The sequence below is a fragment of the Tersicoccus mangrovi genome, from assembly GCF_036881825.1.
GTDB classification, from domain to species: domain Bacteria; phylum Actinomycetota; class Actinomycetes; order Actinomycetales; family Micrococcaceae; genus Tersicoccus; species Tersicoccus mangrovi.
This window is the reverse complement of record NZ_JBAJMW010000005.1, coordinates 239424-262968: the sequence shown is the minus strand read 5'-3', so window position 1 is coordinate 262968 and position 23545 is coordinate 239424. Positions and strand designations below refer to the sequence as shown.

The following is a 23545-nucleotide window of genomic DNA, read 5'->3' as shown; positions in this document are numbered from 1 at the left end:
GAGGACCGTGTCGTGCTGGTGTGCCCGGTCAGACCGCCCTGGCGAGCACCGCCTGCTTGACCTCGGCGATCGCCTTGGTCACCTGGATGCCACGGGGGCACGCCTCGGTGCAGTTGAAGGTCGTGCGGCAGCGCCACACGCCCTCCTTGTCGTTGAGGATCTGCAGGCGCATGTCGCCGGCGTCGTCACGCGAGTCGAAGATGAACCGGTGCGCGTTGACGATCGCGGCGGGGCCGAAGTACTGGCCGTCGGTCCAGAACACCGGGCAGGACGACGTGCACGCGGCGCACAGGATGCACTTGGTGGTGTCGTCGAAGCGCTCGCGTTCCTCGGCGGACTGCAGGCGCTCCTTCGTCGGCTCGTGGCCCCGGTTGATGAGGAACGGCATGATCTCGCGGTAGGACTGGAAGAACGGCTCCATGTCCACGATCAGGTCCTTCTCCACCGGCAGGCCCTTGATGGGCTCGACCGTGATGGGCTTGGACGTGTCGAGGTCCTTGAGCAGCGTCTTGCAGGCCAGGCGGTTGCGGCCGTTGATCCGCATCGCGTCCGAGCCGCACACGCCGTGGGCGCACGAGCGGCGGAACGAGAGCGAGCCGTCGTGCTCCCACTTGACCTTGTGCAGCGCGTCCAGCACGCGGTCCGTGCCGTACATGGTCAAGGAGAACTCGTCCCAGCTCGGCTCCTCGGAGACCTCCGGGTTGTACCGACGGACCCGCAGGGTCACGTCGAACGTCGGGATCTCCCCGCCGCCGCCGACGGAGGCGGGAAGCTCGACCTTGGATGCCGGTTCGGCTGTCTGGGTGCTCATCAGTACTTGCGCTCCATCGGTTCGTAACGGGTGAAGATCACCGGCTTGGTGTCGAACCGGATCCCCTTGACGCCCTCCATCTCGGAGTCGGGGTCCCGGTACACCATGGTGTGCTTCATCCAGTTCTCGTCGTCACGATTCGGGTAGTCCTCGCGGTAGTGCCCACCACGGGACTCCTTGCGGTGCAGGGCCGAGACGGTCATGACCTCGGCCATGTCCAGCAGGAAGCCGAGCTCCACGGCCTCGAGCAGGTCCAGGTTGAACCGCTTGCCCTTGTCCTGCACCGAGATCGCCTTGTACCGCTCGCGCAGCGCCTCGATGTCGGTCAGGGCCTGGCGGATGGAGTCCTCGGTGCGGAACACCTGCATGTTCGCGTCCATGGTCTCCTGCAGCTCCGAGCGGATCTTCGCGACCCGTTCGGTGCCCTCACCGGTGCGCACGACGTCGAGCAGGTCCTCCGTGTAGGCGGCCGGGTTCTCCGGCAGCTCCACGAACTCCGCGCCGACGGCGTACTCCGCGGCGTTGATGCCCGACCGCTTGCCGAACACATTGATGTCGAGCAGCGAGTTGGTGCCCAGCCGGTTGGAGCCGTGCACCGACACGCAGGCCACCTCGCCCGCGGCGTAGAGGCCCGGGATCACGGTCTCGTTGTCCGCCAGGACCTCACCCTTGATGTTGGTGGGGATCCCGCCCATCGCGTAGTGGCAGGTCGGGAACACCGGCACCGGCTCCGTGTAGGGCTCGACGCCCAGGTAGGTGCGCGCGAACTCGGTGATGTCCGGCAGCTTCGCGTCGATGTGGGCCGGCTCCAGGTGGGTCAGGTCCAGGAGCACGTAGTCCTTGTTCGGGCCGCAGCCGCGGCCCTCGCGCACCTCGTTGGCCATCGACCGGGCGACGATGTCGCGCGGCGCGAGGTCCTTGATGGTGGGGGCGTAGCGCTCCATGAACCGCTCGCCCTCGGAGTTGCGCAGGATCGCGCCCTCGCCGCGGGCGGCCTCGGAGAGGAGGATGCCCAGGCCCGCGAGGCCCGTCGGGTGGAACTGGATGAACTCCATGTCCTCCAGCGGCAGGCCACGGCGGAACGCGATGCCCATGCCGTCACCGGTCAGGGTGTGGGCGTTGGACGTGGTCTTGAAGACCTTGCCGACGCCGCCCGAGGCGAACACGACGCTCTTGGCCTGGAAGACGTGGATCTCGCCGGTGGCCAGCTCGTAGCTGACGACGCCGGCCACGCGCTTGCGGGGGGCTCCGCCCTCGTCCACGCCGTCGTCCAGGAGCAGCAGGTCCAGCACGTAGAACTCGTTGTAGAACTCCACGTTGTGCTTGACGCAGTTCTGGTAGAGCGTCTGCAGGATCATGTGGCCGGTGCGGTCGGCGGCGTAGCAGGCGCGGCGCACGGGCGCCTTGCCGTGGTCACGGGTGTGGCCGCCGAAGCGCCGCTGGTCGATGCGTCCCTCGGGCGTGCGGTTGAACGGCAGGCCCATCTTCTCCAGGTCGAGGACGGCGTCGATGGCCTCCTTGGCCATCACCTCCGCGGCGTCCTGGTCGACGAGGTAGTCCCCGCCCTTGACCGTGTCGAAGGTGTGCCACTCCCAGTTGTCCTCTTCGACGTTGGCGAGTGCTGCGCACATACCGCCCTGGGCCGCACCGGTGTGGGAACGCGTCGGGTAGAGCTTCGTCAGCACCGCGGTGCGGGCACGCTGGCCGGACTCGATCGCCGCGCGCATCCCGGCACCACCGGCGCCGACGATCACGACGTCGTACTTGTGGACCTGCATTCTTCGATGACTCTTTTCTCTCGTGGTCGCCAGGTCGTCGGCGCCGCTCCACCCCGATCATGCGGGATGCCGGTGCCGGTACGGCGTCTCAGGGGGCGGGGCAGAAGGTGCTGACGGTCTTGACGCCGTCGATCACCGGGCAGGGATCGAACGTGAAGATGACCAGGGTGCCGAGCACGATCATGGTGCCCGAGGCGAGGTACAGCACGGTCTTGAGCGTCAGCCGGGTCGCGTTGCGCTCGGCGTAGTCGTTGATGATGGTGCGCACGCCGTTGGTGCCGTGCAGCAGGGCCAGCCACAGCATGGCCAGGTCCCAGACCTGCCAGAACGGGCTCGCCCACTTGCCGGCCACGAAGCCGAAGTCCACGGCGTGCACGCCGTCGCCGACCATGAGGTTGACGAAGAGGTGCCCGAAGACGAGGACGATCAGGACGACGCCGGACAGGCGCATGAACAGCCACGCCAGCATCTCGAAGTTGCCGCCCTTGCCCTTGCTGCGGCGGTACTGGGGGGCGAGCCGGCCGGAGTCACCGGGGGAGCGGGGGGATTCGACGACGATGCCGGACATGTCAGTGACCTCCGAAGGCGAACGTGAAGGAGAGCGAGAGGTGACGCACCAGGAACGGAATCATGATGACGAACCAGCCGATGACGACGGCCCAGAGCATCTGCCGCTGGTACTTCGTGCCCTGCTTCCAGAAGTCGACCAGGATGATCCGCAGGCCGTTGAGGGCGTGGAAGACGATGGCGCCGACCAGGCCGGCCTCACCGAGGGCCATCAGCGGGTTCTTGTACTGGGCGATCACGGCGTTGTACGCGTCCGGCGACACCCGCACCAGCGAGGTGTCCAGCACGTGGACGAGGAGGAAGAAGAAGATCACCACGCCCGTGATGCGGTGACCGACCCAGGACCACATGCCTTCACGGCCGCGGTAGAGGGTGCCCATGGATGTTTTCGGCACTGAAGAACCTCCCTGCAGGTCCGAGCGCGGACGCTGTCAGCGGTGTCGCGTCCGACTCGGCCGGGCACTGCGAACCCGATCGTCTTTCCCAGCAACTGCCGGTGCGCATGGACGTCCGGGTGGGCGAGCGGCGGCAGCGTCGACGGGCGGTCGCAGACCCCGGGCCCGTCGTGTCCACCATAGTCCTCTTGCCCGCCCGTCCGTGACCGCGCCCGGGCGCGTGACAGTGCGACGACGGGCTCGTCCCGCACCGCGGCGCGGTAGCGACAGCCCGGGCGACCGCCGGGTGTGGCCGACGCCACACGGGGCGCCGTATCCCGTCCCCGTCCGGTGCCCCTGCACTAACGTGGGGACAATGAGTGAGCAGGACCGTCCTTCCTCCGTGCCCGGTGACGCGCTGGCCCGGTTCCACGCCGTGATCCCCGCCGGCGGCGTCGGCACCCGGCTCTGGCCGCTCTCACGTGCGGCGACGCCGAAGTTCCTGCACGACCTCACCGGCAGTGGCCACACCCTGATCCGTGCCACCTACGACCGGCTGGCGCCGCTCGCACCGGGCCGCGTCATGGTCGTGACCGGCCAGGCGCACCGCGACGCCGTGGTCAGCCAGCTGCCCGAGGTGGACGAGAGCGACGTCGTGATCGAGACGGAGCCGAAGGACTCGGGCGCCGCGATCGGCCTGGCCGCGGCCATCCTGCACCTGCGCAACCCGGAGACGATCATGGGGTCGTTCGCCGCGGACCACGCGATCAGCCCCGACTCCCTGTTCCGGGACGTCGTGCGAGAGGCCGTGCACACCGCGGCCACCGGCCGGATCGTCACGATCGGCATCAAGCCCACCTACCCCTCGACCGGGTTCGGGTACATCCAGCTCGGCGAGCCGCTGACCGTCGAGGGCGCCCCGCACGCCCTGACCGTGCGCACCTTCGTCGAGAAGCCGTCGGAGGAGGTCGCCACCGAGTACGTCGCGTCGGGGGAGTACTGCTGGAACGCCGGCATGTTCGTGGCGCCCACGTCGCTGATGCTCCACCACCTCGAGCGGGCCCAGCCCGAGCTGTACGCCGGCCTGACGGAGATCGCCCGGGCGTGGGATACACCGGACCGTGACGCGGTCGTCGCCCGCGTGTGGCCGGGACTGCCGAAGATCGCCATCGACTACGCCGTCGCCGAGCCCGCCGCCGCGGCCGGGGACGTCGCCGTTGTCCCCGCCGACTTCCGCTGGGACGACGTCGGGGACTTCGCCGCGATCGGCCGCCTCAACCCGGCCGGCTCCGGCGTCACGGTCCTCGGCGAGCACGCCCGGGTCGTGACCGACAACGCGACCGGCGTCGTCGTCACGGGCACCAACCGGCTGATCGCCCTGATCGGCGTGCAGGACATCGTCGTCGTCGACACCCCGGACGCGCTGCTCGTGACCACCGCCGACAACGCCCAGGCGGTCAAGAAGACCGTCGAGCAGCTCAAGGCGTCCGGCGCCGAGGACGTGCTCTGAGGCGCCTCCGTGTCGGCCGGCGAGCAACCGGCGCCGGGGACCGCCGGGCTGGCTAGAGTGGATGGGGTGGATCGCGCTCCCTTCGGTTTCTCGTCCGACTCCGACCAGTTGCCCGTCGTCGGGCCGTTCCTGCGACCGCTCCTGGCCGAACTGACCGTGTTCCGCCGTGACCTGCACGCCCACCCCGAGCTGTCCACCCGCGAGGTGCGCACCACCGAACGCATCGCCGACCGGCTGACCGCCGCCGGGCTGACCGTCCACCGCTTCGAGGGCACCGGCCTGTACGTCGACATCGGGCACGGCCCCATCGCGGCCGCGCTGCGCGGGGACATCGACGCGCTGCCCGTGCAGGAGGAGACCGGGCTGCCGTGGACCTCGACGGTCAAGGGCGCCTGCCACGCATGCGGGCACGACATGCACACGACCGTCATGGTCGGCGTCGCGCTCGTCCTCGCCGACCTGAACCGGTCCAGCCCGCTGGCCGGGACGGTCCGCATCGTCTTCCAGCCCGCCGAGGAGACCATGCCCGGAGGCGCCCTGTCCTGCATCGAGCAGGGCGTGCTCGAGGACGTGCCGCGCATCTTCGCCCTCCACTGCGACCCGCGCATCGACGTCGGCCAGATCGGCACCCGGATCGGGGCCATCACCTCGGCCTCGGACACCGTGCGGATCGAGCTGACCGGCCGCGGCGGGCACACCTCCCGCCCGCACCTGACCGAGGACCTCGTCTTCGCGCTCGCCGAGATCGCCGTCGGTGTCCCCGCGGTGCTGTCCCGCCGGATCGACGTGCGCAGCGCCGTCTCCGTCGTGTGGGGCCAGATCCACGCCGGGGCCGCGCCGAACGCCATCCCGGCCACCGGGTTCATGTCCGGCACGATGCGGTGCCTGGACGGCGACGCGTGGCTGGCCGCCGGCGAGCTGCTCGACGACGTCGTCAACCAGGTCGCCGCGCCCTTCGGCGTCGCCGTCGAGCTCGAGCACGTCCGCGGCGTGCCGCCCGTGGTCAACACCGAGGCGGAGACGGCGATGATCGAGGCCGCGGCCCGCGCCGAGCTCGGGGAGGACGTCGTCGTGCTGACCCCGCAGTCCATGGGCGGGGAGGACTTCGCCTGGTTCCTCCAGGAGGTGCCCGGCTCGATGTTCCGGCTCGGCACGCGCACCCCGGGCGGCGAGACCTACGACCTGCACCGCGGCGACTACGTGATCGACGAGGACGCCCTCGCCGTCGGCGTCCGGGTGATGGCGGCCACCGCCCTGCACGCCCTCGCCGAGGCCGGCCAGCAGCTGCCCGACTTCCCGCCGCGTACGTCGAACGGGGGCCCCGGACGCCGGTCGCCGGACCGTCCCGACGCCCGCACACCGGCGTCACGTGCCGCGGAGGCTACCGGCAGGTAACAATCGTGGTACGGCGTCGGCGTGGCGGCCCGACGTGGCTCAGATCACCCCGCGCGGCGGGTTATCGTATGGGGCGTACAGCCCGTCGCGCAGCGGCGAGCACCCATCCGTCCGGCATCGCGGACGGACCGCCACGACGACCCCTCACCGGCCGGTCGCGAGAGCGGGGGCAACTCTTCTGGGAGGAACCGTTGAACACCACTCGTCATCTGGGCACCGCCATGCTCAAGGGCCGTCGCCTCGCCGCCGGCACCGCCGCCCTCAGTGCCGCGGCCCTGCTGCTCGCCGGCTGCGGCGCGGCCCCGTCGTCGGGCTCGAGCGGAGCGGCCGCCTCGGGCGGCTCGCAGAACGCCGCCGCCAAGAGCTACACCGGCTGCATCGTCTCCGACTCCGGCGGATTCGATGACCGGTCCTTCAACCAGTCCTCCTACGACGGGCTGATGAAGACCAAGAAGGACCTCGGCATCAACACCAAGCAGGCCGAGTCCCAGGCCGCCACCGACTTCGGGCCGAACCTGAACTCGATGATGCAGGGCAACTGCAACCTGACCGTCACCGTCGGCTTCAACCTCGGCGACACCACCAAGGCCGTCGCCGCGAAGAACCCGAAGAAGCACTTCGCGATCATCGACTACTCGGACCCGAAGTTCACCGACAACGTCAAGCCGATCGTCTACGACACGGCGCAGGCCGCGTTCATGGCCGGCTACCTGGCCGCCGCGACGACGAAGACCGGGAAGGTCGCGACCTACGGCGGCATGAACATCCCGACCGTCACCATCTTCATGGACGGCTTCTCGGACGGCGTGAAGTACTACAACCAGAAGAAGTCCAAGAACGTGCAGCTGCTCGGCTGGAACAAGGACAGCCAGAACGGCACCTTCGTCGGCAACTTCGAGGACTCCGGCAAGGGCAAGCAGAACACCGTCAACTTCATCAACGAGGGCGCCGACGTCATCATGCCGGTCGCCGGTCCCGTCGGCGCGGGCACCATCGACGCCGCCGTGGACGCGAAGAACGCGGGCAAGGACGTCAAGCTCATCTGGGTCGACTCGGACGGCTTCGAGACGAACACCAAGGGCAAGGACCAGATGCTCTCCTCGGTGATGAAGCTGATGGGCGACGCCGTGGAGACCGTGGTCAAGGACGACCTGGACGGCAAGTTCAGCAAGACCCCGTACGTCGGCACCCTGGACAACGGCGGCGTGGCCCTGGCCCCGTTCCACGACCAGGACAAGAACGTCTCGGCGGACACCAAGTCCGAGCTGGACCAGATCAAGAAGGACATCGTCTCCGGGGCCATCAAGGTGACCTCGAAGGGCAGCCCGCAGAGCTGAGTCCGTCCCGACCGACCCGGCCGCACGAGCACCGCCGGTCCCACCCGGACCGGCGGTGCTGTGCGTCCGGCCCCCTCACGGTGGCAGACTCACCCGTGAGCGCAGCACTCGAACGACGCGAGACGTCGTCACCCCCGAGCCGCGACGAGGCAGAGACCGACGACGCCGCACGCGGGACGACGCAGGACAGGATGAGGCATGAGGCTCGAGCTGAAGGGCATCACCAAACGCTTCGGCACGTTCACCGCCAACGACGCCATCGACCTGACGGTCGAGCCCGGCCAGGTGCACTGCCTGCTCGGTGAGAACGGCGCCGGCAAGTCGACCCTGATGAACGTGCTCTACGGGCTCTACGAGCCGACCGAGGGCCAGATCCTCGTCGACGGCAGGCCCGTGACCTTCTCCGGGCCCGGTGACGCGATGGCCGCCGGCATCGGCATGGTGCACCAGCACTTCATGCTCATCCCGGTGTTCACCGTCGCGGAGAACGTGGCCCTGGGCAACGAGTCCACGCGCGGCGGCCTGCTGGACCTGGCCGCCACCCGCACCCGGATCCGCGCGATCTCCGAGCAGTACGGCTTCGACGTCGACCCCGACGCGAAGGTCGAGGACCTGCCCGTCGGCGTCCAGCAGCGCGTCGAGATCATCAAGGCCCTCGTGCGCGACGCGCAGGTGCTCATCCTCGACGAGCCCACCGCGGTGCTCACCCCGCAGGAGACCGACGAGCTGCTCGCCATCATCGACCAGCTCACCGCCGACGGCACGTCCGTCGTCTTCATCAGCCACAAGCTGCGCGAGGTCAAGGAGGTCGCGGACCGGATCACCGTGATCCGCCGCGGCCGGGTCGTCGGCAGCGCCGACCCCTCGGCCTCGACCACCGAGCTGGCGTCCCTCATGGTGGGCCGCTCCGTGTCGCTGACCCTGACGAAGGACGCCCCGCAGCGGGGAGCGACCACCTTCACCGTGCGGGACCTGACCGTCACCGCCCCCAACGGCACCCGCCCCCTCGACGGGGTGAGCTTCGGCATCGCGCAGGGCGAGGTGCTCGCCGTCGCCGGTGTGCAGGGCAACGGGCAGACCGAGCTGACCGAGGCGATCCTCGGCCTCCAGGAGCACGTGAGCGGGGCCGTCACCCTCGACGGCACCGAGCTGCTCGGCCGCTCCGTGAAGGACGTGCTCGCCGCCGGCGTGGGCTTCGTGCCCGAGGACCGCACCGTCGACGGGCTGGTGGGGCCCTTCTCGATCGCCGAGAACATGGTCCTGGACCTCTACGACCGGGCGCCGTTCGCCCGCGGCATCGGGATGAAGCCCGCCGCGATCCGCCGCCAGGCCGAGCAGAAGGTCGACGAGTTCGACGTGCGCACGCCCAGCATCGGGGCCGCCGTCTCGACGCTGTCGGGCGGCAACCAGCAGAAGGTCGTGCTCGCCCGCGAGCTGTCCCGGCCGCTCAAACTCTTCATCGCCTCGCAGCCCACCCGCGGGCTCGACGTCGGCTCGATCGAGTTCGTCCACCGGCGCATCATCGCCGAGCGGGACCAGGGCACGCCCGTGCTGATCGTCTCGACCGAGCTCGACGAGGTGATCCAGCTGGCCGACCGGATCGCGGTGCTGTTCCACGGGCGGCTCATGGGCATCGTCGACGCCGACACCCCGCGCGACGTGCTCGGTCTGATGATGGCCGGCTCGACCGCCGAGGAGGCACTCGAGCAGGTCGGCCCGCACGCCCCAGCACCGTCCACTCCCGCCCCCGACGAAGGAACCCGGCAGTGACCTCGCACGACCCCACGGATCCCACCCCGGAGCCGACCGCCCCGGCCGACGACCGGACCGGCGACCACCGGACCGGCGACCGGACCGGCGACAGCGCCACCGGTGCGCGGTCGGCCACGCGCGCCGACTGGTCGGAAGACGACGGTTCGCACCCGGAATCGGGCGCGGAACGGGCAACGAGTGACCAGTCGACGGCGACGGGAGCCACGACGGCGACCGCTCCGGTCGCCGCCGCCGAGGGCGGCGAGGGCGCGGCCCCACCGCCGATAGCCGCACCCGCGGGCGGGGGACTGGTCAAGGACGAGTCCTCCGCGACCGTGCTGCACCGCATCTTCTCGGGCAACGGGCTCGTCGCGGTCCTCTCCGTCGTCCTCGCCGTCATCCTCGGCGGCATCCTCATCGCCGCGACCGACGAGCCCACCGTGACCGCCGCGGGGTACTTCTTCGCCCGGCCCATGGACACGATCTCCGCCGGGTTCACGGCCGCGATGAACGCCTACGCGGCGCTGTTCACCGGGGCGATCGTCAACCCGCAGGCCGAGGACCTGACCGGCATGCTCTACCCGATCAGCGAGACGCTGACCGTGGCGACGCCGCTGATCCTCGCGGGCCTCGGCGTCACCCTGGCGTTCCGCGCCGGGCTGTTCAACATCGGCGCCCAGGGCCAGATCCTCCTCGGCGCGACCTTCGCCGCGTGGGTCGGCTTCACGTGGCACCTGCCCGTCGGGCTGCACATCGTCGTCGCCGTGCTCGCGGCCATCGTCGGCGGGGCCATCTGGGGCGGCATCCCCGGGTTCCTCAAGTCCCGCACCGGGGCGCACGAGGTGATCGTGACGATCATGCTCAACTACGTCGCCATCTACCTCGTGCAGTACCTCCTCACGCAGCCGGCGTTCCAGCGGCCCGGGTCCTCCAATCCCATCAGCCCGCTCGTCGACGATTCCGCGATGTTCCCGCAGCTGCTCGGGCCGGACCTGCGGCTGCACGCCGGGTTCCTCGTCGCCGTCGCCGCCGTCGTCGTCGTGTGGTGGCTGCTCAGCCGCTCGACCATCGGCTTCGAGTTCCGCGCCGTCGGCGCCAACCTCCACGCCGCCCGCACGGCCGGCATCAACACCACCCGGGCCACCGTCCTCGTCATGGTCATCGCGGGCGCGCTCGCCGGCCTCGCCGGTGTCGCGCAGGTCTCCGGTACCGAGCGGGCGCTGACCAGCGACATCGCCGCGAGCTTCGGCTTCGACGCGATCACCGTCGCCCTGCTCGGCCGCTCCACCCCGTGGGGCACCTTCTTCGCGGGCCTGCTGTTCGGTGCCTTCCGGGCCGGCGGCGTCGCGATGCAGACCCAGACCGGCACCCCGATCGACATCGTCCTCGTGGTCCAGTCCCTCATCGTCCTGTTCCTGGCCGCGCCGCCGCTCGTGCGGGCGCTGTTCCGGATCCCCGACCCGGGCTCGCCCGGAAAGAGCCGGCGCCGGACGCGCCGCGCCGCCGCCACCGCCAGCACCGGAGGTGCAGCATGAGCACGACCGTCACCGCTCCGGCCCCCGAGGCGCCGCAGGCCACCGAGCCGAGTGCCGTCCGCTCGTGGCGCCCCGTCATCGTGTTCGCGGTCGGCGCCCTGATCGCGCTGATCGTCTTCGCGATCGGTGCCCCGCACGCGACCGCCACGTTCCGCTTCTCCGAGACGGGGGACGCGGTCGGCCTGCCCGACCTCGCCCTCTCCGCCGTCGCGCTCGGTTGGGTGAGCGCGCTCGCGTGCATCGCCGTCGCCGTCGCCGCGTTCCTCGCCGTGCGCGGCGGGCGCTCGCTGAACCGGTGGCTCACCGCCCTGTTCTGGGTCGCCTTCCTCGTCGGCTTCCTCACCTGGGTGGTCGGCAGCGCGAAGACGCCGAACGTGTCCCTGGCCGGCCTGCTCGCCGGCTCGGTGACGCTGGCCGTGCCGCTGATCTTCGGCTCCCTCTCCGGGGTGCTGTGCGAGCGGGCCGGTGTCGTCAACATCGCCATCGAGGGCCAGCTGCTGTTCGGGGCGTTCAGCGCCGCCGTCGTCGCCTCGGTGACCCAGAACTCCTACGCCGGGCTGTTCGCCGCGTGCGTCGCCGGCGCGCTCGTGGCCCTCGTGCTCGCGGTGTTCTCGATCAAGTACTACGTCAACCAGATCATCGTCGGCGTCGTGCTCAACGTGCTCGTCTCCGGGCTGACCGGCTTCCTGTTCTCCACCGTGCTGACGCGGGACGCCGAGCTGTTCAACTCGCCGCCTCAGCTGCCGCACTGGAACATCCCGCTGCTCGCGGACATCCCCGTGATCGGGCCGATCCTGTTCCGGCAGACCATCGTCGGCTACCTCATGTACGTCGCGGTGATCGCCGTCTACATCGGCCTGTTCCACACGAAGTGGGGCCTGCGTGTCCGCGCGGTCGGCGAGCACCCGAAGGCCGCGGACACCGTGGGCATCAAGGTCAACCGGACCCGGTTCACCAACGTGCTGCTCGGCGGCGTCGTCGCGGGCCTCGGCGGGGCGTTCTTCACCCTCGTCTCGGTCAGCCAGTTCACGAAGGACATGACGGGCGGGCAGGGCTTCATCGCCCTCGCCGCGCTGATCTTCGGGCGCTGGAACCCGATCGGCGCCTTCTTCGCGGCCCTGCTCTTCGGGTTCGCCACCAACCTGCAGTACGTGCTCTCGTTCCTCGGCACCCCGGTGCCCAGCCAGTTCCTGGCGATGCTGCCGTACCTCGTCACGATCCTCGCCGTCGCCGGGCTCGTCGGCCGGTCCCAGTCGCCCGCCGCCAGCGGCGTGCCCTACCTGAAGAGCTGAGCATGAGCACCACCGGCACCGCGCCCCGGTCCACCGAGGACGTCGACTGGGACGCCCTCACCGCCGCCGCGACCGAGGCGATGGGCCGGGCGTACGCGCCGTACTCGCGCTACCCCGTCGGTGCCGCCGCCCTCACCGAGGACGGCCGCACCGTGACCGGGATGAACGTCGAGAACGCCTCGTACGGGGTGACCCTGTGCGCGGAGTGCTCCCTGATCTCCGCCCTGATCGCCTCCGGCGGCGGCCGGCTGCGCGCCTTCGTGTGCGTCGACGGCCACGGCGCCGTGCTGATGCCGTGCGGGCGGTGCCGGCAGCTGCTGTACGAACACCGCGCTCCCGGCCTGACGCTGCTGACGGTCAGCGGGCTGCGGACCATGGACCAGGTGCTGCCGGACGCGTTCGGTCCCGAGAACCTGGCCTGAGGCATGGCCGACACGACGAGCACGACCGGCGGGTTCGACGCCGTCGACGTCATCCGCACCAAGCGCGACGGCGGCCGGCTCTCCGACGCCGCGATCGACTGGGTGATCGACGCCTACACCCGGGGCACGGTGGCGGACGAGCAGATGTCCGCGCTCGCCATGGCCATCCTGCTCAACGGGATGGACCGCGCCGAGATCGCCCGCTGGACGGCCGCGATGGTCGCCTCGGGGGAGCGCCTGGACTTCTCCGATCTGCGCCGCGACGGGCGGCCGCTGCCCACCGTCGACAAGCACTCCACCGGCGGGGTGGGGGACAAGATCACCCTGCCGCTCGGCCCGCTGGTCGCCGCGTTCGGCGTCGCCGTCCCGCAGCTGTCCGGTCGCGGGCTCGGCCACACCGGCGGCACCCTGGACAAGCTCGAGGCCATCCCCGGATGGCGGGCCGGCATGAGCAACGACGCGCTGCGGGCCCAGCTGCGCGACGTCGGCGCCGTCGTCGCCGCCGCGGGCTCGGGCCTCGCCCCGGCCGACGCGAAGCTCTACGCGCTGCGGGACGTCACCGGCACCGTCGAGGCCATCCCGCTGATCGCCTCCTCGATCATGAGCAAGAAGATCGCCGAGGGCACCGGTGCGCTCGTGCTCGACGTCAAGGTCGGCTCCGGCGCCTTCATGAAGACCGTCGACGACGCGCGGGAGCTCGCGCGGACCATGGTCGACCTCGGCGCCGACGCCGGCACGAGGACCGTCGCCCTGCTGACCGACATGGACACCCCGCTCGGGCTGACCGCGGGCAACGCCCTCGAGGTGGCCGAGGCGGTCGAAGTGCTCGCCGGCGGCGGCCCGTCCGACGTCGTCGAGCTGACCCTGGCGCTCGCCCGCGAGATGCTCGACGCGGCCGGCCTGCCCGACGCGGACCCCGCGGCGGCCCTGGCCGACGGGCGGGCCATGGACGTGTGGCGGCGCATGATCGCCGGCCAGGGCGGGGACCCGGACGCCCCGCTGCCCGTCGCGGCCGAGACCGACACCGTGCTCGCGCCGGCCACGGGGGTGCTCACCGGGCTCGACGCCCTCGCCGTCGGCGTCGCCGCGTGGCGGCTCGGCGCCGGCCGCGCCCGCAAGGAGGACCCCGTGCAGGCCGGGGCGGGCGTCACGCTGCACGCCAAGCCGGGCGACCGTGTCACGGCGGGGCAGCCGCTGCTGACCCTGCACACCGACACGCCGGACGCCTTCGGCCGGGCCCGTGAGGCGCTCGCCGACGCCGTCGCGATCGAGGCCGGCGACGGCCCGACGTCGGGTGACCGGGAACCGGGCCTGGACCGGTCCATCGTGCTCGAGCGGGTGGCGCGGCCGTGATGCGACCCGCCCTGTTTCCTCCCCGGTGATGACCCTATGATGTGGGCGTGGGGGCAGAGAGAGGGACGACGACGTGCACATCGTGAGTGATCTGGTGATGCACGCCGCCTCGATGTGGTGGATCCATCCGCTGCTGTTGCTGTTCTGCTTCATCGACGGATTCCTGCCCATCCTGCCGTCCGAGACCCTCATCGTGGCGCTCTCCGCCCTGTCGGTCTCCTCGGGCCAGCCCAATCTCGGCTTCGTCGCCATCGCCGGGTTCCTCGGCGCCGTCGCCGGCGACCAGGTGGCGTACCGGATGGGCCGGGCCGCCGGGTCCAGTGGGTTCCGCTGGATGCAGGGCGCCCGGGCGCAGGCGACGCTGCAGTGGGCCCGCCGCGAGCTGGACAAGCGCGGCGCCATGCTCATCCTGACGGCCCGCTACATCCCGGTGGGCCGTGTCGCCGTCAACTTCACCGCCGGCGCCACCCGGTTCCCGCTGCGGCGGTTCACCGTGATCGACATGGTCGCGTGCGCCACCTGGATCGGCTACGGGATCGGCATCGGCATCGTGGCCGGCGCCTGGGTGCACGAGCACCCGCTGCTCGGTGCGGGACTGGCCATCGTGATCGCCATCGTCATCGGCTTCGTCATCGACCACGCGATGCAGTGGGTCTCCCGGGTCAAGGCCCGTCGCGCCGAGCGTCACCACGGCGCGACCGCGACCACGGCCACGACGGCGGCGAAACTGGAGATCCCGTCGCCGGAGCCGGTGCGGCAGAACGCGCGCAGCGAGAACGCCTGACCGGTGGCCGGTGCCCCCCTCGTCACGGCACTGACCGCGGCGGTCCCGGCCGCGGTCGGGCCGATGCAGGCCGTCAACGACGCCGTGGCGGCACTCGCCGGCACCGCGTGGGTGCTGCCCGTGCTGTTCGTGCTGTGCGTGTGCGACGGGTTCTTCCCGCCGCTGCCGAGCGAGTCCGTCGTCGTCGCCCTGACGGCGATCGCCGTGTCGACCGGCACTCCGGCGCTGGTGGGCATCATCGGCGCCGCCGCCGTCGGCGCGGTGATCGGGGACAACATCGCCTGGCTGATCGGCCGCTCCGTGGGCGTGACCCGGTTCCGGTGGATGCGTCGCCGCCGCGTGCAGCAGGCGTTCCGGTGGGCCCGCGGTGAGCTGGACCGGCGGGGCGCCCTGCTCATCCTCACCGCCCGCTACATCCCGGTCGGCCGCGTCGCGGTGAACATGACCGCCGGCGCCACAGGGTTCGCGCGGCCCCGGTTCGTGCTGCTCACCGTGATCGCCGGCGTCAGCTGGTCCGTCTACTCCGTGGGCATCGGGGCGTTGGCCGGTGCGTGGGCGCGGAACAACCACGTGCTCGCCGCCGCCATCGCCATCGCGATCGCCGTGACGGTGGGCATCGTCGTCGACCGGCTCACGCACCGCCTGGCCCGGCGCGACCGCGCGCCCGAACCCCACGTCTCCGAGGGGTGGCGGCGGCAGGACCCGCCCGAGGCGCAGGACGGTCCGCGCCGCGGCTGAGGACGCGGGGTGACCGACGGCACGGCGAGCCCGCGGCCGGTCGCTACAGTGAGACCGTGACCGAGAACCTGAGCCCCGCCGCCGCAGCCGAGGTCGACTACCGCGTGCTGCCCAAGATCTCCCTCCACGACCATCTCGACGGGGGGTTGCGCCCCGCCACGATCATCGAACTCGCCGAGGCCGCCGGGCACACCCTGCCCACGACGGACCCGACCGCGCTGCGCGCCTGGTTCGTCGAGTCCGCCGACTCCGGCTCCCTCGTGCGCTATCTAGAGACGTTCGACCACACCATCGCCGTGATGCAGAGCCGCGACGGGCTCGCCCGCGTCGCCCGGGAGTTCGTGGAGGACCTCGTCGCCGACGGCGTCGTCTACGGCGAGGTGCGCTGGGCGCCCGAGCAGCACCTGCGCGGCGGCCTGACCCTCGACGAGACCGTCGAGGCCGTGCAGGCGGGCATCGAGGAGGCGACCGCCGCGGCCCGCGCGAACGGCAGTGACATCCTCGTCGGCCAGCTCGTCTCCGCGATGCGGCAGGCCGACAACGGTGTGGAGATCGCCGAGCTCGCCCTGCGGCACCGGGACCGCGGCGTGGTCGGCTTCGACATCGCCGGCCCGGAGGACGGCTTCGGTCCGGCGCGGCTGGCCGACGCCTTCGACCTCCTCGCGAAGAACCTCTTCCCGGCCACCGTGCACGCGGGGGAGGCGGCCGGCCTGGAGAGCATCACCGAGGCCCTGTCCGCCGGGCACGCCCTGCGCCTGGGCCACGGCGTGCGCATCGCCGAGGACCTGACCGTCGACTGGGACGCCGGGCTCGAGGACGGTGCCGCCCTCGTCACGTGCGGGCCGGTCGCCAGCTGGGTGCTGGACCGGCAGATCCCGCTCGAGCTGTGCCCGTCGTCCAACCTGCAGACCGGCGCCGTGGCCGCGTTCGGGACCCGGCTAGACCAGCACCCCTTCGACCTGCTGTTCCAGACCGGGTTCAAGGTCACCGTCAACACCGACAACCGGCTGATGAGCAACACGACGCTCAGCGACGAGATGGCCCTCCTGGTCGACGCCTTCGGCTACGACCTGGACGACCTGCTCGCGATCACGCTCAACGCCGTCGACGCCGCGTTCGCCCCGCTGAGCGTGCGCACGGCGCTGGCGGAGGCCATCACCGAGAGCTATGACGGCTTCACCGACTGACCGACCCGCCGGGCCGGCGGACGACACCGCGCCGGCGGACGACACCGGGCCGGCGGACGACACTGGGCCGGCGGACGACACTGGGCCGGCGGACGACACCGCGCCGGCGGACGACACTGGGCCGGCGGACGACGCCGGGTCCGCGGACGGTCTCCGGCCGGACGCGGGGGAGGCATTCGCCGAGCTCGTGGTCGTGATGGACCGGTTGCGCTCGCCCGGCGGCTGCCCGTGGGACGCGGCGCAGACGCACGAGAGCCTGCTGCCGTACCTGGTCGAGGAGGCCTACGAGCTGGTCGAGGCCGTCGAGACGGGCGGCCCCGCCGACGTGCGCGAGGAACTGGGCGACGTGCTCCTGCAGGTCGTCTTCCACGCCCGGCTGGCCGAGGAGTCCGGTGCTGGCGCGGCCTTCGACGTCGCCGACGTGATCGGCACGCTCGTGGAGAAACTCCGTCGCCGCCATCCGCACGTCTTTGCCGCGGAGGCCGCCGAGGCCGCACCGCAGGACGCCGCGCCCGGGCTCGCCGACCTGCACCGGCGGTGGGACGAGATCAAGCGGGTCGAGAAGCCCGAGCGCACGGGTCCGTTCGACGGCATCCCGCCCGCCCTGCCGGCCCTCGCGCTCGCGGCGAAGACGCTCGGCCGCGCCCAGCGGGCCGGCCTCGAGTCGGCGCCGGCGGAGGCGTCCGCCCACGAGGCGACGACACCCGACCCCACACCGGGCGACGGTGCGGCCCCCGAAGGCGGCAGGTTGACCGAGGCCGACCTCGGGGACGCGCTGCTCGGCCTCGTCCGGCGCGGCCAGGCGGCCGGGCTGGACGCGGAGGCCGCCCTGCGCGGCGCGGTGCGCCGGTACCGCGACACTCTCACCGACGACCCCGTCGCTCCCGTCACGCGCGACTCCGCCGCCCCGGGCGGGACGGCCGCGCACTAGGCTGGGAGCGCATGTGCGGGACCGCCCCACGGCGTGTGTCCGCAGACGGCCCGGGTCGCCGAGAAGAGCCCGAGAACCGGCGTGAGTCCACGCATCAACCCGAAGAACAGGAGTGCTCACATGGCCAGCATCGATGCCATCCACGCGCGGGAGATCCTCGACTCCCGCGGCAACCCGACCGTCGAGGTCGAGGTGCTGCTCGATGACGACTCGTTCGGCCGCGCCGCAGTGCCCTCGGGCGCGTCCACCGGTGAGTTCGAGGCCGTCGAGAAGCGCGACGGCGACGCCGGCATCTACCAGGGCAAGGGCGTCAGCTCGGCCGTCAACGCCGTCGTCGAGACCATCCAGCCGGCCCTGCTCGGCTTCGACGCGACCGACCAGCGTCTCATCGACGCGACGATGATCGACCTGGACGGCACCGAGAACAAGAGCAAGCTCGGCGCGAACGCCATCCTCGGCGTCTCCCTCGCCGTCGCGCGCGCCGCCTCCGAGTCGGCCGCCCTGCCGCTCTACCGCTACCTCGGCGGCCCGAACGCGCACGTGCTGCCCGTGCCGCTGATGAACATCCTCAACGGTGGTTCGCACGCCGACTCCGACGTCGACATCCAGGAGTTCATGATCGTGCCGCTGGGCGCGTCGACGTTCTCCGAGGGCCTGCGCTGGGGCGTGGAGGTCTACCACAACCTCAAGAGCGTGCTGAAGAAGGAGGGCCTGAGCACGGGCCTGGGCGACGAGGGCGGCTTCGCCCCGAACCTGCCCTCGAACCGGCACGCCCTCGACATCATCACCACCGCGATCGAGAAGGCCGGCTACACCCCGGGCAGCCAGATCGCCCTCGCCCTCGACGTCGCCTCGAGCGAGTTCTTCGAGAACGGCTCCTACCAGTTCGAGAAGCAGTCCCGGTCCGCCGAGGACATGAGCGCCTACTACGAGGACCTCGTCGCGAACTACCCGCTGGTCTCCATCGAGGACCCGCTGGACGAGAACGACTGGTCCGGCTGGCAGACCCTCGCCGCCAACCTCGGCGAGAAGGTCCAGCTGGTGGGCGACGACCTGTTCGTCACCAACGTCGAGCGGCTGCAGCGCGGCATCGACGAGAAGGCCGCGAACTCGCTGCTGGTCAAGGTCAACCAGATCGGCTCCCTGACGGAGACGCTCGACGCGGTCAGCCTCGCCCAGCGCGCCGGCTTCACGACCATCACGTCGCACCGCTCCGGCGAGACCGAGGACACGACGATCGCCGACATCGCGGTCGCCACCAACGCCGGCCAGATCAAGACCGGCGCCCCGGCCCGGTCCGAGCGCGTGGCCAAGTACAACCAGCTGCTGCGCATCGAGGAGGAGCTGGACGACGCGGCCCGGTACGCCGGTGCGAGCGCCTTCCCGCGTTTCTCGGCCTGATCAGGCGCTGCGCTGGCTACGGTAGGAGGGACGGCACCGCACCCGCGGTCGCCGTCCCTCCACCGGTGACGTCCCCGGTCCTGCGGGACCGATCCGACGCCGCCGGGGTGGACCGCAACGGACCAGCTGCAGGAGAACCATGTCGACGCGACGCCCCAACGTGCCCCGGACCGGCCCGGCCGCCGAGCCCCGCCGCACGGGCGACGTCGACGGCGTGTCCTCCGGCACGGGGTCGTCCGCAGCGGCGTCCGGTGCCGGGTCCACGGCGGCCCGGCCGCCGCGGTCGGTGACGTCGGCGCTGCCCGTCACGCCGCGCGCCTCGTCCTCCCGCACCACCCGTCCGTCGTCGCACGCCGGGTCGACGCGCCCCGCGTCGAACCCCGCGTCGACCGACGGTCCCGCGCCTCACGGCTCGAGCGCGGCGCCGGCGCCGGCCCACGAGCGCGGCGGCGCCCGCCTGCTGTGGGGGCTGCGCGGCGACCGTGACGCGAGCCAGGGCTCCGGCCGGCGCGAGCCCGGCCAGCACCGCCCCGGACGGGGCCGCAAGGAGGCGTCCGCGACGTCGACCACCCCGACGCGCTACACCGTCCGCCGTGAGGACGGGCGCGTCAACTACGCCTTCACCGACGCGGGTCCCCGCCCGGCCGCCGCGGGCTCGACCGCCGTGCGGCCCGTCCCGGCCAAGGCCTTCTCGGGCCGGCTGCTGGCCCTCGCCCTCGTCCTGGTGACCATCACGATCCTGCTGGCGCCCACGGTGCGCACCTACCTCGGCCAGCGCGCCGAGATCAACGACCTGAAGCAGAGCATCAGCTCGGAGCAGGCCCAGCAGGCGCAGCTGAAGGATCAGCTGGCCCGCTGGAACGACCCCGCGTACGTCAAGCAGCAGGCCCGTGACCGGCTGTTTTACGTCATGCCGGGAGAAACGGGATACTTGGTGATCGGAGCGGGCAACACCGACGAGGTCCCGCCGGTCGCCACCTCGGCCGAGTCCGACAGTGGACCGCAGCCGTGGCTGGACGCCCTGTGGACCTCGGTGAAGGGCTCCGCTGCGCAGCAGCAACAGCAGACCAGGCACTGACGGGTCCGGGCACCGGAGGCCTCGAACCCCGGTGATCGGAGAGGACACGTTCGTGAGACCGCGCACCGGCGAGGGCGCCCCCGACGTCGAGGGCACCGGCCAGGACGGCATCGATCCCCGTGAGCCGACCCCCGCGGACCTCGACACCATCAGCCTGCAGCTCGGGCGTCCCGCGCGCGACGTCGTCGAGATCAGTGCCCGCTGCGTGTGCGGCAATCCGCTGGTCGCGGCGACCGCACCGCGCCTGGGCAACGGCATCCCGTTCCCCACGACGTTCTACCTGACCCACCCCGTCCTCACGGCCGCCGTCTCGCGGCTCGAGGCCACGGGCACCATGACCGCCATGAACGAGCGTCTCGCCGCGGACCCCGAGCTGGCCGCCCGGCACCGCGCCGCCCATGAGCACTACCTGGCCGAGCGGAACCGGATCGGGGCGCGGGCCGGCACGGGGGAGGTGCCCGAGATCGCCGGCATCTCGGCCGGCGGCATGCCGGACCGGGTCAAGTGCCTGCACGCCCTGGCCGGTCACGCCCTCGCGGCCGGCCCGGGGGTCGACGTCCTCGGTGACGAGACGCTGGCGGCCGTCGCCGACGACTGGACCCCCGACCGCTGCACCTGTACCGGCGCCTGGGACCCCGACGCCCCCGTACCGACGAAGGATCTGAGCCGACATGTCCGACGCCTCACCCGCTGACCGCCCCGCCGACACCGCTGCCTCTTCCCCCTCCGCTGCATCCGCCGGCTCTGCTTCACGCCGGGTGGCCGCGATCGACTGCGGCACCAACTCGATCCGCCTGCTGATCGCCGACGTCTCGGCGGACGGCACCGGCCTCACCGACGTCGTGCGCACGATGCGCGTCGTCCGGCTCGGCCAGGGCGTGGACCGGACCGGTCGTCTCGCCGACGATGCCCTCGCGCGCACCTTCGACGCCTGCCGCGACTACGCCGCGCAGTGCCGCGAGCACGGCGCGACGGCGGTGCGCTTCGTCGCCACCTCGGCCACCCGGGACGCCGAGAACCGCCAGGACTTCGTCGACGGCGTCCGGGACATCCTCGGCGTCGAGCCGGAGGTCATCAGCGGGCACGAGGAGGCCGCTCTCTCCTTCGCCGGCGCCCTGAGCGTGCTCGACCCCGCGCAGCCGCTGCCGGCCCTCGTCGTCGACCTCGGCGGCGGGAGCACCGAGTTCGTCCTCGGGGACCGGAACGGCGTGACGGCGAGCCTGAGCACCGACATCGGCTGCGTCCGGATGACCGAGCGCCACCTGACCGACGACCCGCCGTCGGAGGAGCAGATCGCCGCGGCGACCGCGGACATCGACGCGGCGATCGACGCGGCCGCCTCCGCCGTCCCGCTCGAGCGGACCGCCACCGTGATCGGCGTCGCCGGCACCGTCACGACCATCACCGCCCACGCCCTCGGCCTGACGGCCTACGACGCGGACACCATCCACGGGACCGAGCTGCCCGTCGAGACGCTCCACGCGAGCGCGGACGCGCTGCTGCACGCGACGCGGGACGAGCGGGCGGCGATGCCCTTCATGCACCCCGGCCGCGTCGACGTGATCGGAGGCGGCTCACTGATCTGGTCTCGGATCCTCGACCGGGTCGCACAGGCCACCGCGTCCGCGGATGGGACGAGCCCGCAGCCGGTCCGCACCGCCGTGACCAGCGAGCACGACATCCTCGACGGGATCGCCCTGAGCGTGCCGGCGGCCGCCCCCGTGCCGGGAGGCGCAGCCGAGAGCGCGGAGCAGCGCTGAGCATGACCGAACGCAACCCGACCGTGGCTCCCGCGCGCCCGCAGACACCCGACACCCGCCTCTCCGGAGCCGGTCGGAGCCGAGCCAGGGGCACCCGCATCGCCCGCGGCGCCGTCACCGGCCTCCTCACCGCCGTCCTCGGGGGCACCGGCTGGCTGCTGCCCGTGACCCCGGCCGCGGCGGCCGGCGGTCCCGTGCCGACCGAGCCGCGCCCCACGCCGGCCGCGACCCGCACGACGACGCCGGCCGCTCCGAGCGCCACCGCGACGGCCGACACGCGCACGCCCGAGTACTGGATGCACGAGTACGGCTTCGACGAGGCGCAGAAGGTCTCCCGCGGCGCCGGCGTCAAGGTCGCCGTGATCGACACCGGTATCGCCACCGACCACCCGGACCTCGCGGGAGCCGTCGTCGGGGGCACCGACGTCTCCGGCACCGGTGCGGCCGACGGGTCCCGGCCGATCGGCTTCGAGTCCGAGCACGCCACCATGGTCGCGACGCTGCTCGCCGGGCGCGGTCACGTGCCGGCGTCGGCGGCCTCGTCGACGTCCTCGTCGTCGAAGAGCTCCCCGACGGGGTCCGGCAGCACCGATGCTTCCGGCAGGACGGCCGGGATGCTCGGCGTCGCACCCGAGGCGCAGCTGCTCAACGTCTCCGCCTGGGTCGGCGACGGCAACCCAGGCGGCCGGGACATCATGGACCAGATCCCGGCGGCGGTGCGGTGGTCGGTGGATCACGGCGCCAGGGTCATCAGCATGTCCCTGACGAGCACGAGCACCTCGTGGCCCCGCAGCTGGGACGAGGCGTTCGCCTACGCCGAGCAGAAGGACGTGCTCGTCGTCGCGGCCGCGGGCAACCGGGCCGGCGGCATCACCCAGGTGGGCGCTCCCGCCACGATGCCCGGCGTCCTCGCCGTCGGCGGGCTGGACCGGCAGGGAAAGGCCAGCTGGGACGCCTCCGCGCAGGGCATCTCGATCGGCGTCAGCGCGCCGTCCGAGAACCTCGTCGGCGGCCTGCCCGGCGGCGGCTACCGCACGTGGGCCGGCACGTCGGCGGCCACCCCGCTGATCTCCGGGCTCGCGGCGCTGATCCGCTCCCGCTGGCCCGAACTGAGCGCGGGCGAGGTCGCGAACCGGATCGTCAGCACCGCGCACGACGAGGGCGCTCCGGGCCGCGACCCGATCTACGGCTTCGGCGCCGTCGACGCGGCGAAGGCCCTGACGGCGGACGTGCCGCAGTCCTCCGGCGACCCCCTCGGCTCGATCAGCGAGTGGATCCGCGTGCACCGGCGGGCGAGCGATCCGCAGGTCACCGCGCCCGCCGCCGCGGCGACCCGACGGTCCGCCCAGGCGGTGCCCGTGCCCGCGGCGCCGACCCCGCGGCGACCCGTCTGGGACGGCGGCATCGTGCCCGGGCTGATCGTCGTCGGCTTCGGTGCCCTGCTCGTCGTCATCGCCGGTGCCGCGGCCGTCCACCTGAACGCCCTGCGCCGACGGCGCTGACGGAGGCTCCCCGCGCCGGCGTCTCGACGGCTACCGCG

21 protein-coding genes are annotated in these 23545 nt (G+C 72.1%); 17 read left to right on the top strand and 4 right to left on the bottom strand.

Annotation, left to right across the window (positions count from 1 at the left end; translation table 11 throughout):
• Nucleotides 1–28 precede the first annotated feature (28 nt).
• The 4 genes from V6N00_RS11790 to sdhC all read right to left on the bottom strand — a co-directional run bounded on the left by V6N00_RS11790 (nt 29) and on the right by sdhC (nt 3551).
• Nucleotides 29–811, bottom strand: a complete 783-nt coding sequence (locus V6N00_RS11790) for a succinate dehydrogenase iron-sulfur subunit (protein WP_334232561.1) — start codon at nt 809–811, stop codon at nt 29–31.
• A complete protein-coding gene (gene sdhA, locus V6N00_RS11785) occupies nt 811–2589 on the bottom strand; it encodes a succinate dehydrogenase flavoprotein subunit (protein ID WP_334232559.1) in 1779 nt (592 codons plus the stop codon). The genes V6N00_RS11790 and sdhA overlap by 1 nt, the downstream gene beginning before the upstream one ends.
• A gap of 88 nt (nt 2590–2677) precedes the next feature.
• The gene (locus V6N00_RS11780; RefSeq protein ID WP_334232557.1) at nt 2678–3157 is read right to left on the bottom strand and encodes a succinate dehydrogenase hydrophobic membrane anchor subunit; all 480 of its coding nucleotides are present in this window, start codon (nt 3155–3157) and stop codon (nt 2678–2680) included.
• Nucleotide 3158: 1 nt separating this feature from the next.
• On the bottom strand, nt 3159–3551 hold the full coding sequence (gene sdhC, locus V6N00_RS11775) for a succinate dehydrogenase, cytochrome b556 subunit (protein ID WP_416385081.1): 393 nt from the start codon (nt 3549–3551) through the stop codon (nt 3159–3161).
• A gap of 355 nt (nt 3552–3906) precedes the next feature.
• Between sdhC and V6N00_RS11770 the strand changes: the two genes are divergently transcribed.
• The 17 genes from V6N00_RS11770 (at nt 3907) to V6N00_RS11690 (ending at nt 23507) form a co-directional block, all read left to right on the top strand.
• On the top strand, nt 3907–5040 hold the full coding sequence (locus V6N00_RS11770; RefSeq protein WP_334232555.1) for a mannose-1-phosphate guanylyltransferase: 1134 nt from the start codon (nt 3907–3909) through the stop codon (nt 5038–5040).
• A gap of 66 nt (nt 5041–5106) precedes the next feature.
• Entirely contained in the window at nt 5107–6435 is a 1329-nt protein-coding gene (locus V6N00_RS11765) for an amidohydrolase (protein ID WP_334232554.1), read from the top strand.
• A 221-nt stretch (nt 6436–6656) separates the two neighbouring features.
• Complete coding sequence (locus tag V6N00_RS11760; protein ID WP_334232743.1) at nt 6657–7772, top strand: BMP family lipoprotein; 1116 nt, start codon at nt 6657–6659, stop codon at nt 7770–7772.
• 198 nt (nt 7773–7970) lie between these two features.
• Nucleotides 7971–9542: an ABC transporter ATP-binding protein gene (locus tag V6N00_RS11755; protein ID WP_334232553.1), complete on the top strand. Its 1572-nt coding sequence runs from the start codon at nt 7971–7973 to the stop codon at nt 9540–9542.
• Nucleotides 9539–11059, top strand: coding sequence for an ABC transporter permease (locus V6N00_RS11750; protein WP_416385080.1), 1521 nt, complete (start codon nt 9539–9541; stop codon nt 11057–11059). The genes V6N00_RS11755 and V6N00_RS11750 overlap by 4 nt, the downstream gene beginning before the upstream one ends.
• Nucleotides 11056–12351 (top strand): ABC transporter permease, encoded by a 1296-nt coding sequence (locus V6N00_RS11745; RefSeq protein ID WP_334232552.1) that lies wholly within the window; start codon nt 11056–11058, stop codon nt 12349–12351. The genes V6N00_RS11750 and V6N00_RS11745 overlap by 4 nt, the downstream gene beginning before the upstream one ends.
• 2 nt (nt 12352–12353) lie before the next feature.
• Nucleotides 12354–12773, top strand: a complete 420-nt coding sequence (locus tag V6N00_RS11740; RefSeq protein ID WP_334232551.1) for a cytidine deaminase — start codon at nt 12354–12356, stop codon at nt 12771–12773.
• A gap of 3 nt (nt 12774–12776) precedes the next feature.
• Complete coding sequence (locus tag V6N00_RS11735; RefSeq protein ID WP_334232550.1) at nt 12777–14126, top strand: thymidine phosphorylase; 1350 nt, start codon at nt 12777–12779, stop codon at nt 14124–14126.
• 82 nt (nt 14127–14208) lie between these two features.
• On the top strand, nt 14209–14910 hold the full coding sequence (locus tag V6N00_RS11730) for a DedA family protein (RefSeq protein WP_334232549.1): 702 nt from the start codon (nt 14209–14211) through the stop codon (nt 14908–14910).
• A 3-nt stretch (nt 14911–14913) separates the two neighbouring features.
• Nucleotides 14914–15648: a DedA family protein gene (locus tag V6N00_RS11725; RefSeq protein ID WP_334232547.1), complete on the top strand. Its 735-nt coding sequence runs from the start codon at nt 14914–14916 to the stop codon at nt 15646–15648.
• A gap of 56 nt (nt 15649–15704) precedes the next feature.
• Nucleotides 15705–16835 (top strand): adenosine deaminase, encoded by a 1131-nt coding sequence (locus V6N00_RS11720; RefSeq protein WP_334232545.1) that lies wholly within the window; start codon nt 15705–15707, stop codon nt 16833–16835.
• Entirely contained in the window at nt 16816–17766 is a 951-nt protein-coding gene (locus tag V6N00_RS11715; protein WP_334232543.1) for a MazG family protein, read from the top strand. Before V6N00_RS11720 ends, V6N00_RS11715 begins: the two co-directional genes overlap by 20 nt.
• Before the next feature lie 120 nt (nt 17767–17886).
• Entirely contained in the window at nt 17887–19167 is a 1281-nt protein-coding gene (gene eno, locus V6N00_RS11710; protein WP_334232542.1) for a phosphopyruvate hydratase, read from the top strand.
• A 139-nt stretch (nt 19168–19306) separates the two neighbouring features.
• Complete coding sequence (locus tag V6N00_RS11705; RefSeq protein ID WP_334232540.1) at nt 19307–20245, top strand: septum formation initiator family protein; 939 nt, start codon at nt 19307–19309, stop codon at nt 20243–20245.
• Between the two features lie 109 nt (nt 20246–20354).
• Nucleotides 20355–20939: a DUF501 domain-containing protein gene (locus V6N00_RS11700; protein ID WP_334232741.1), complete on the top strand. Its 585-nt coding sequence runs from the start codon at nt 20355–20357 to the stop codon at nt 20937–20939.
• A gap of 64 nt (nt 20940–21003) precedes the next feature.
• Nucleotides 21004–22005 carry a Ppx/GppA phosphatase family protein gene (locus V6N00_RS11695; RefSeq protein WP_334232740.1) on the top strand — a complete coding sequence of 334 codons (1002 nt, stop codon included), beginning with the start codon at nt 21004–21006 and terminating at the stop codon, nt 22003–22005.
• Between the two features lie 2 nt (nt 22006–22007).
• Entirely contained in the window at nt 22008–23507 is a 1500-nt protein-coding gene (locus V6N00_RS11690) for a S8 family serine peptidase (protein ID WP_334232539.1), read from the top strand.
• Nucleotides 23508–23545 lie beyond the last annotated feature (38 nt).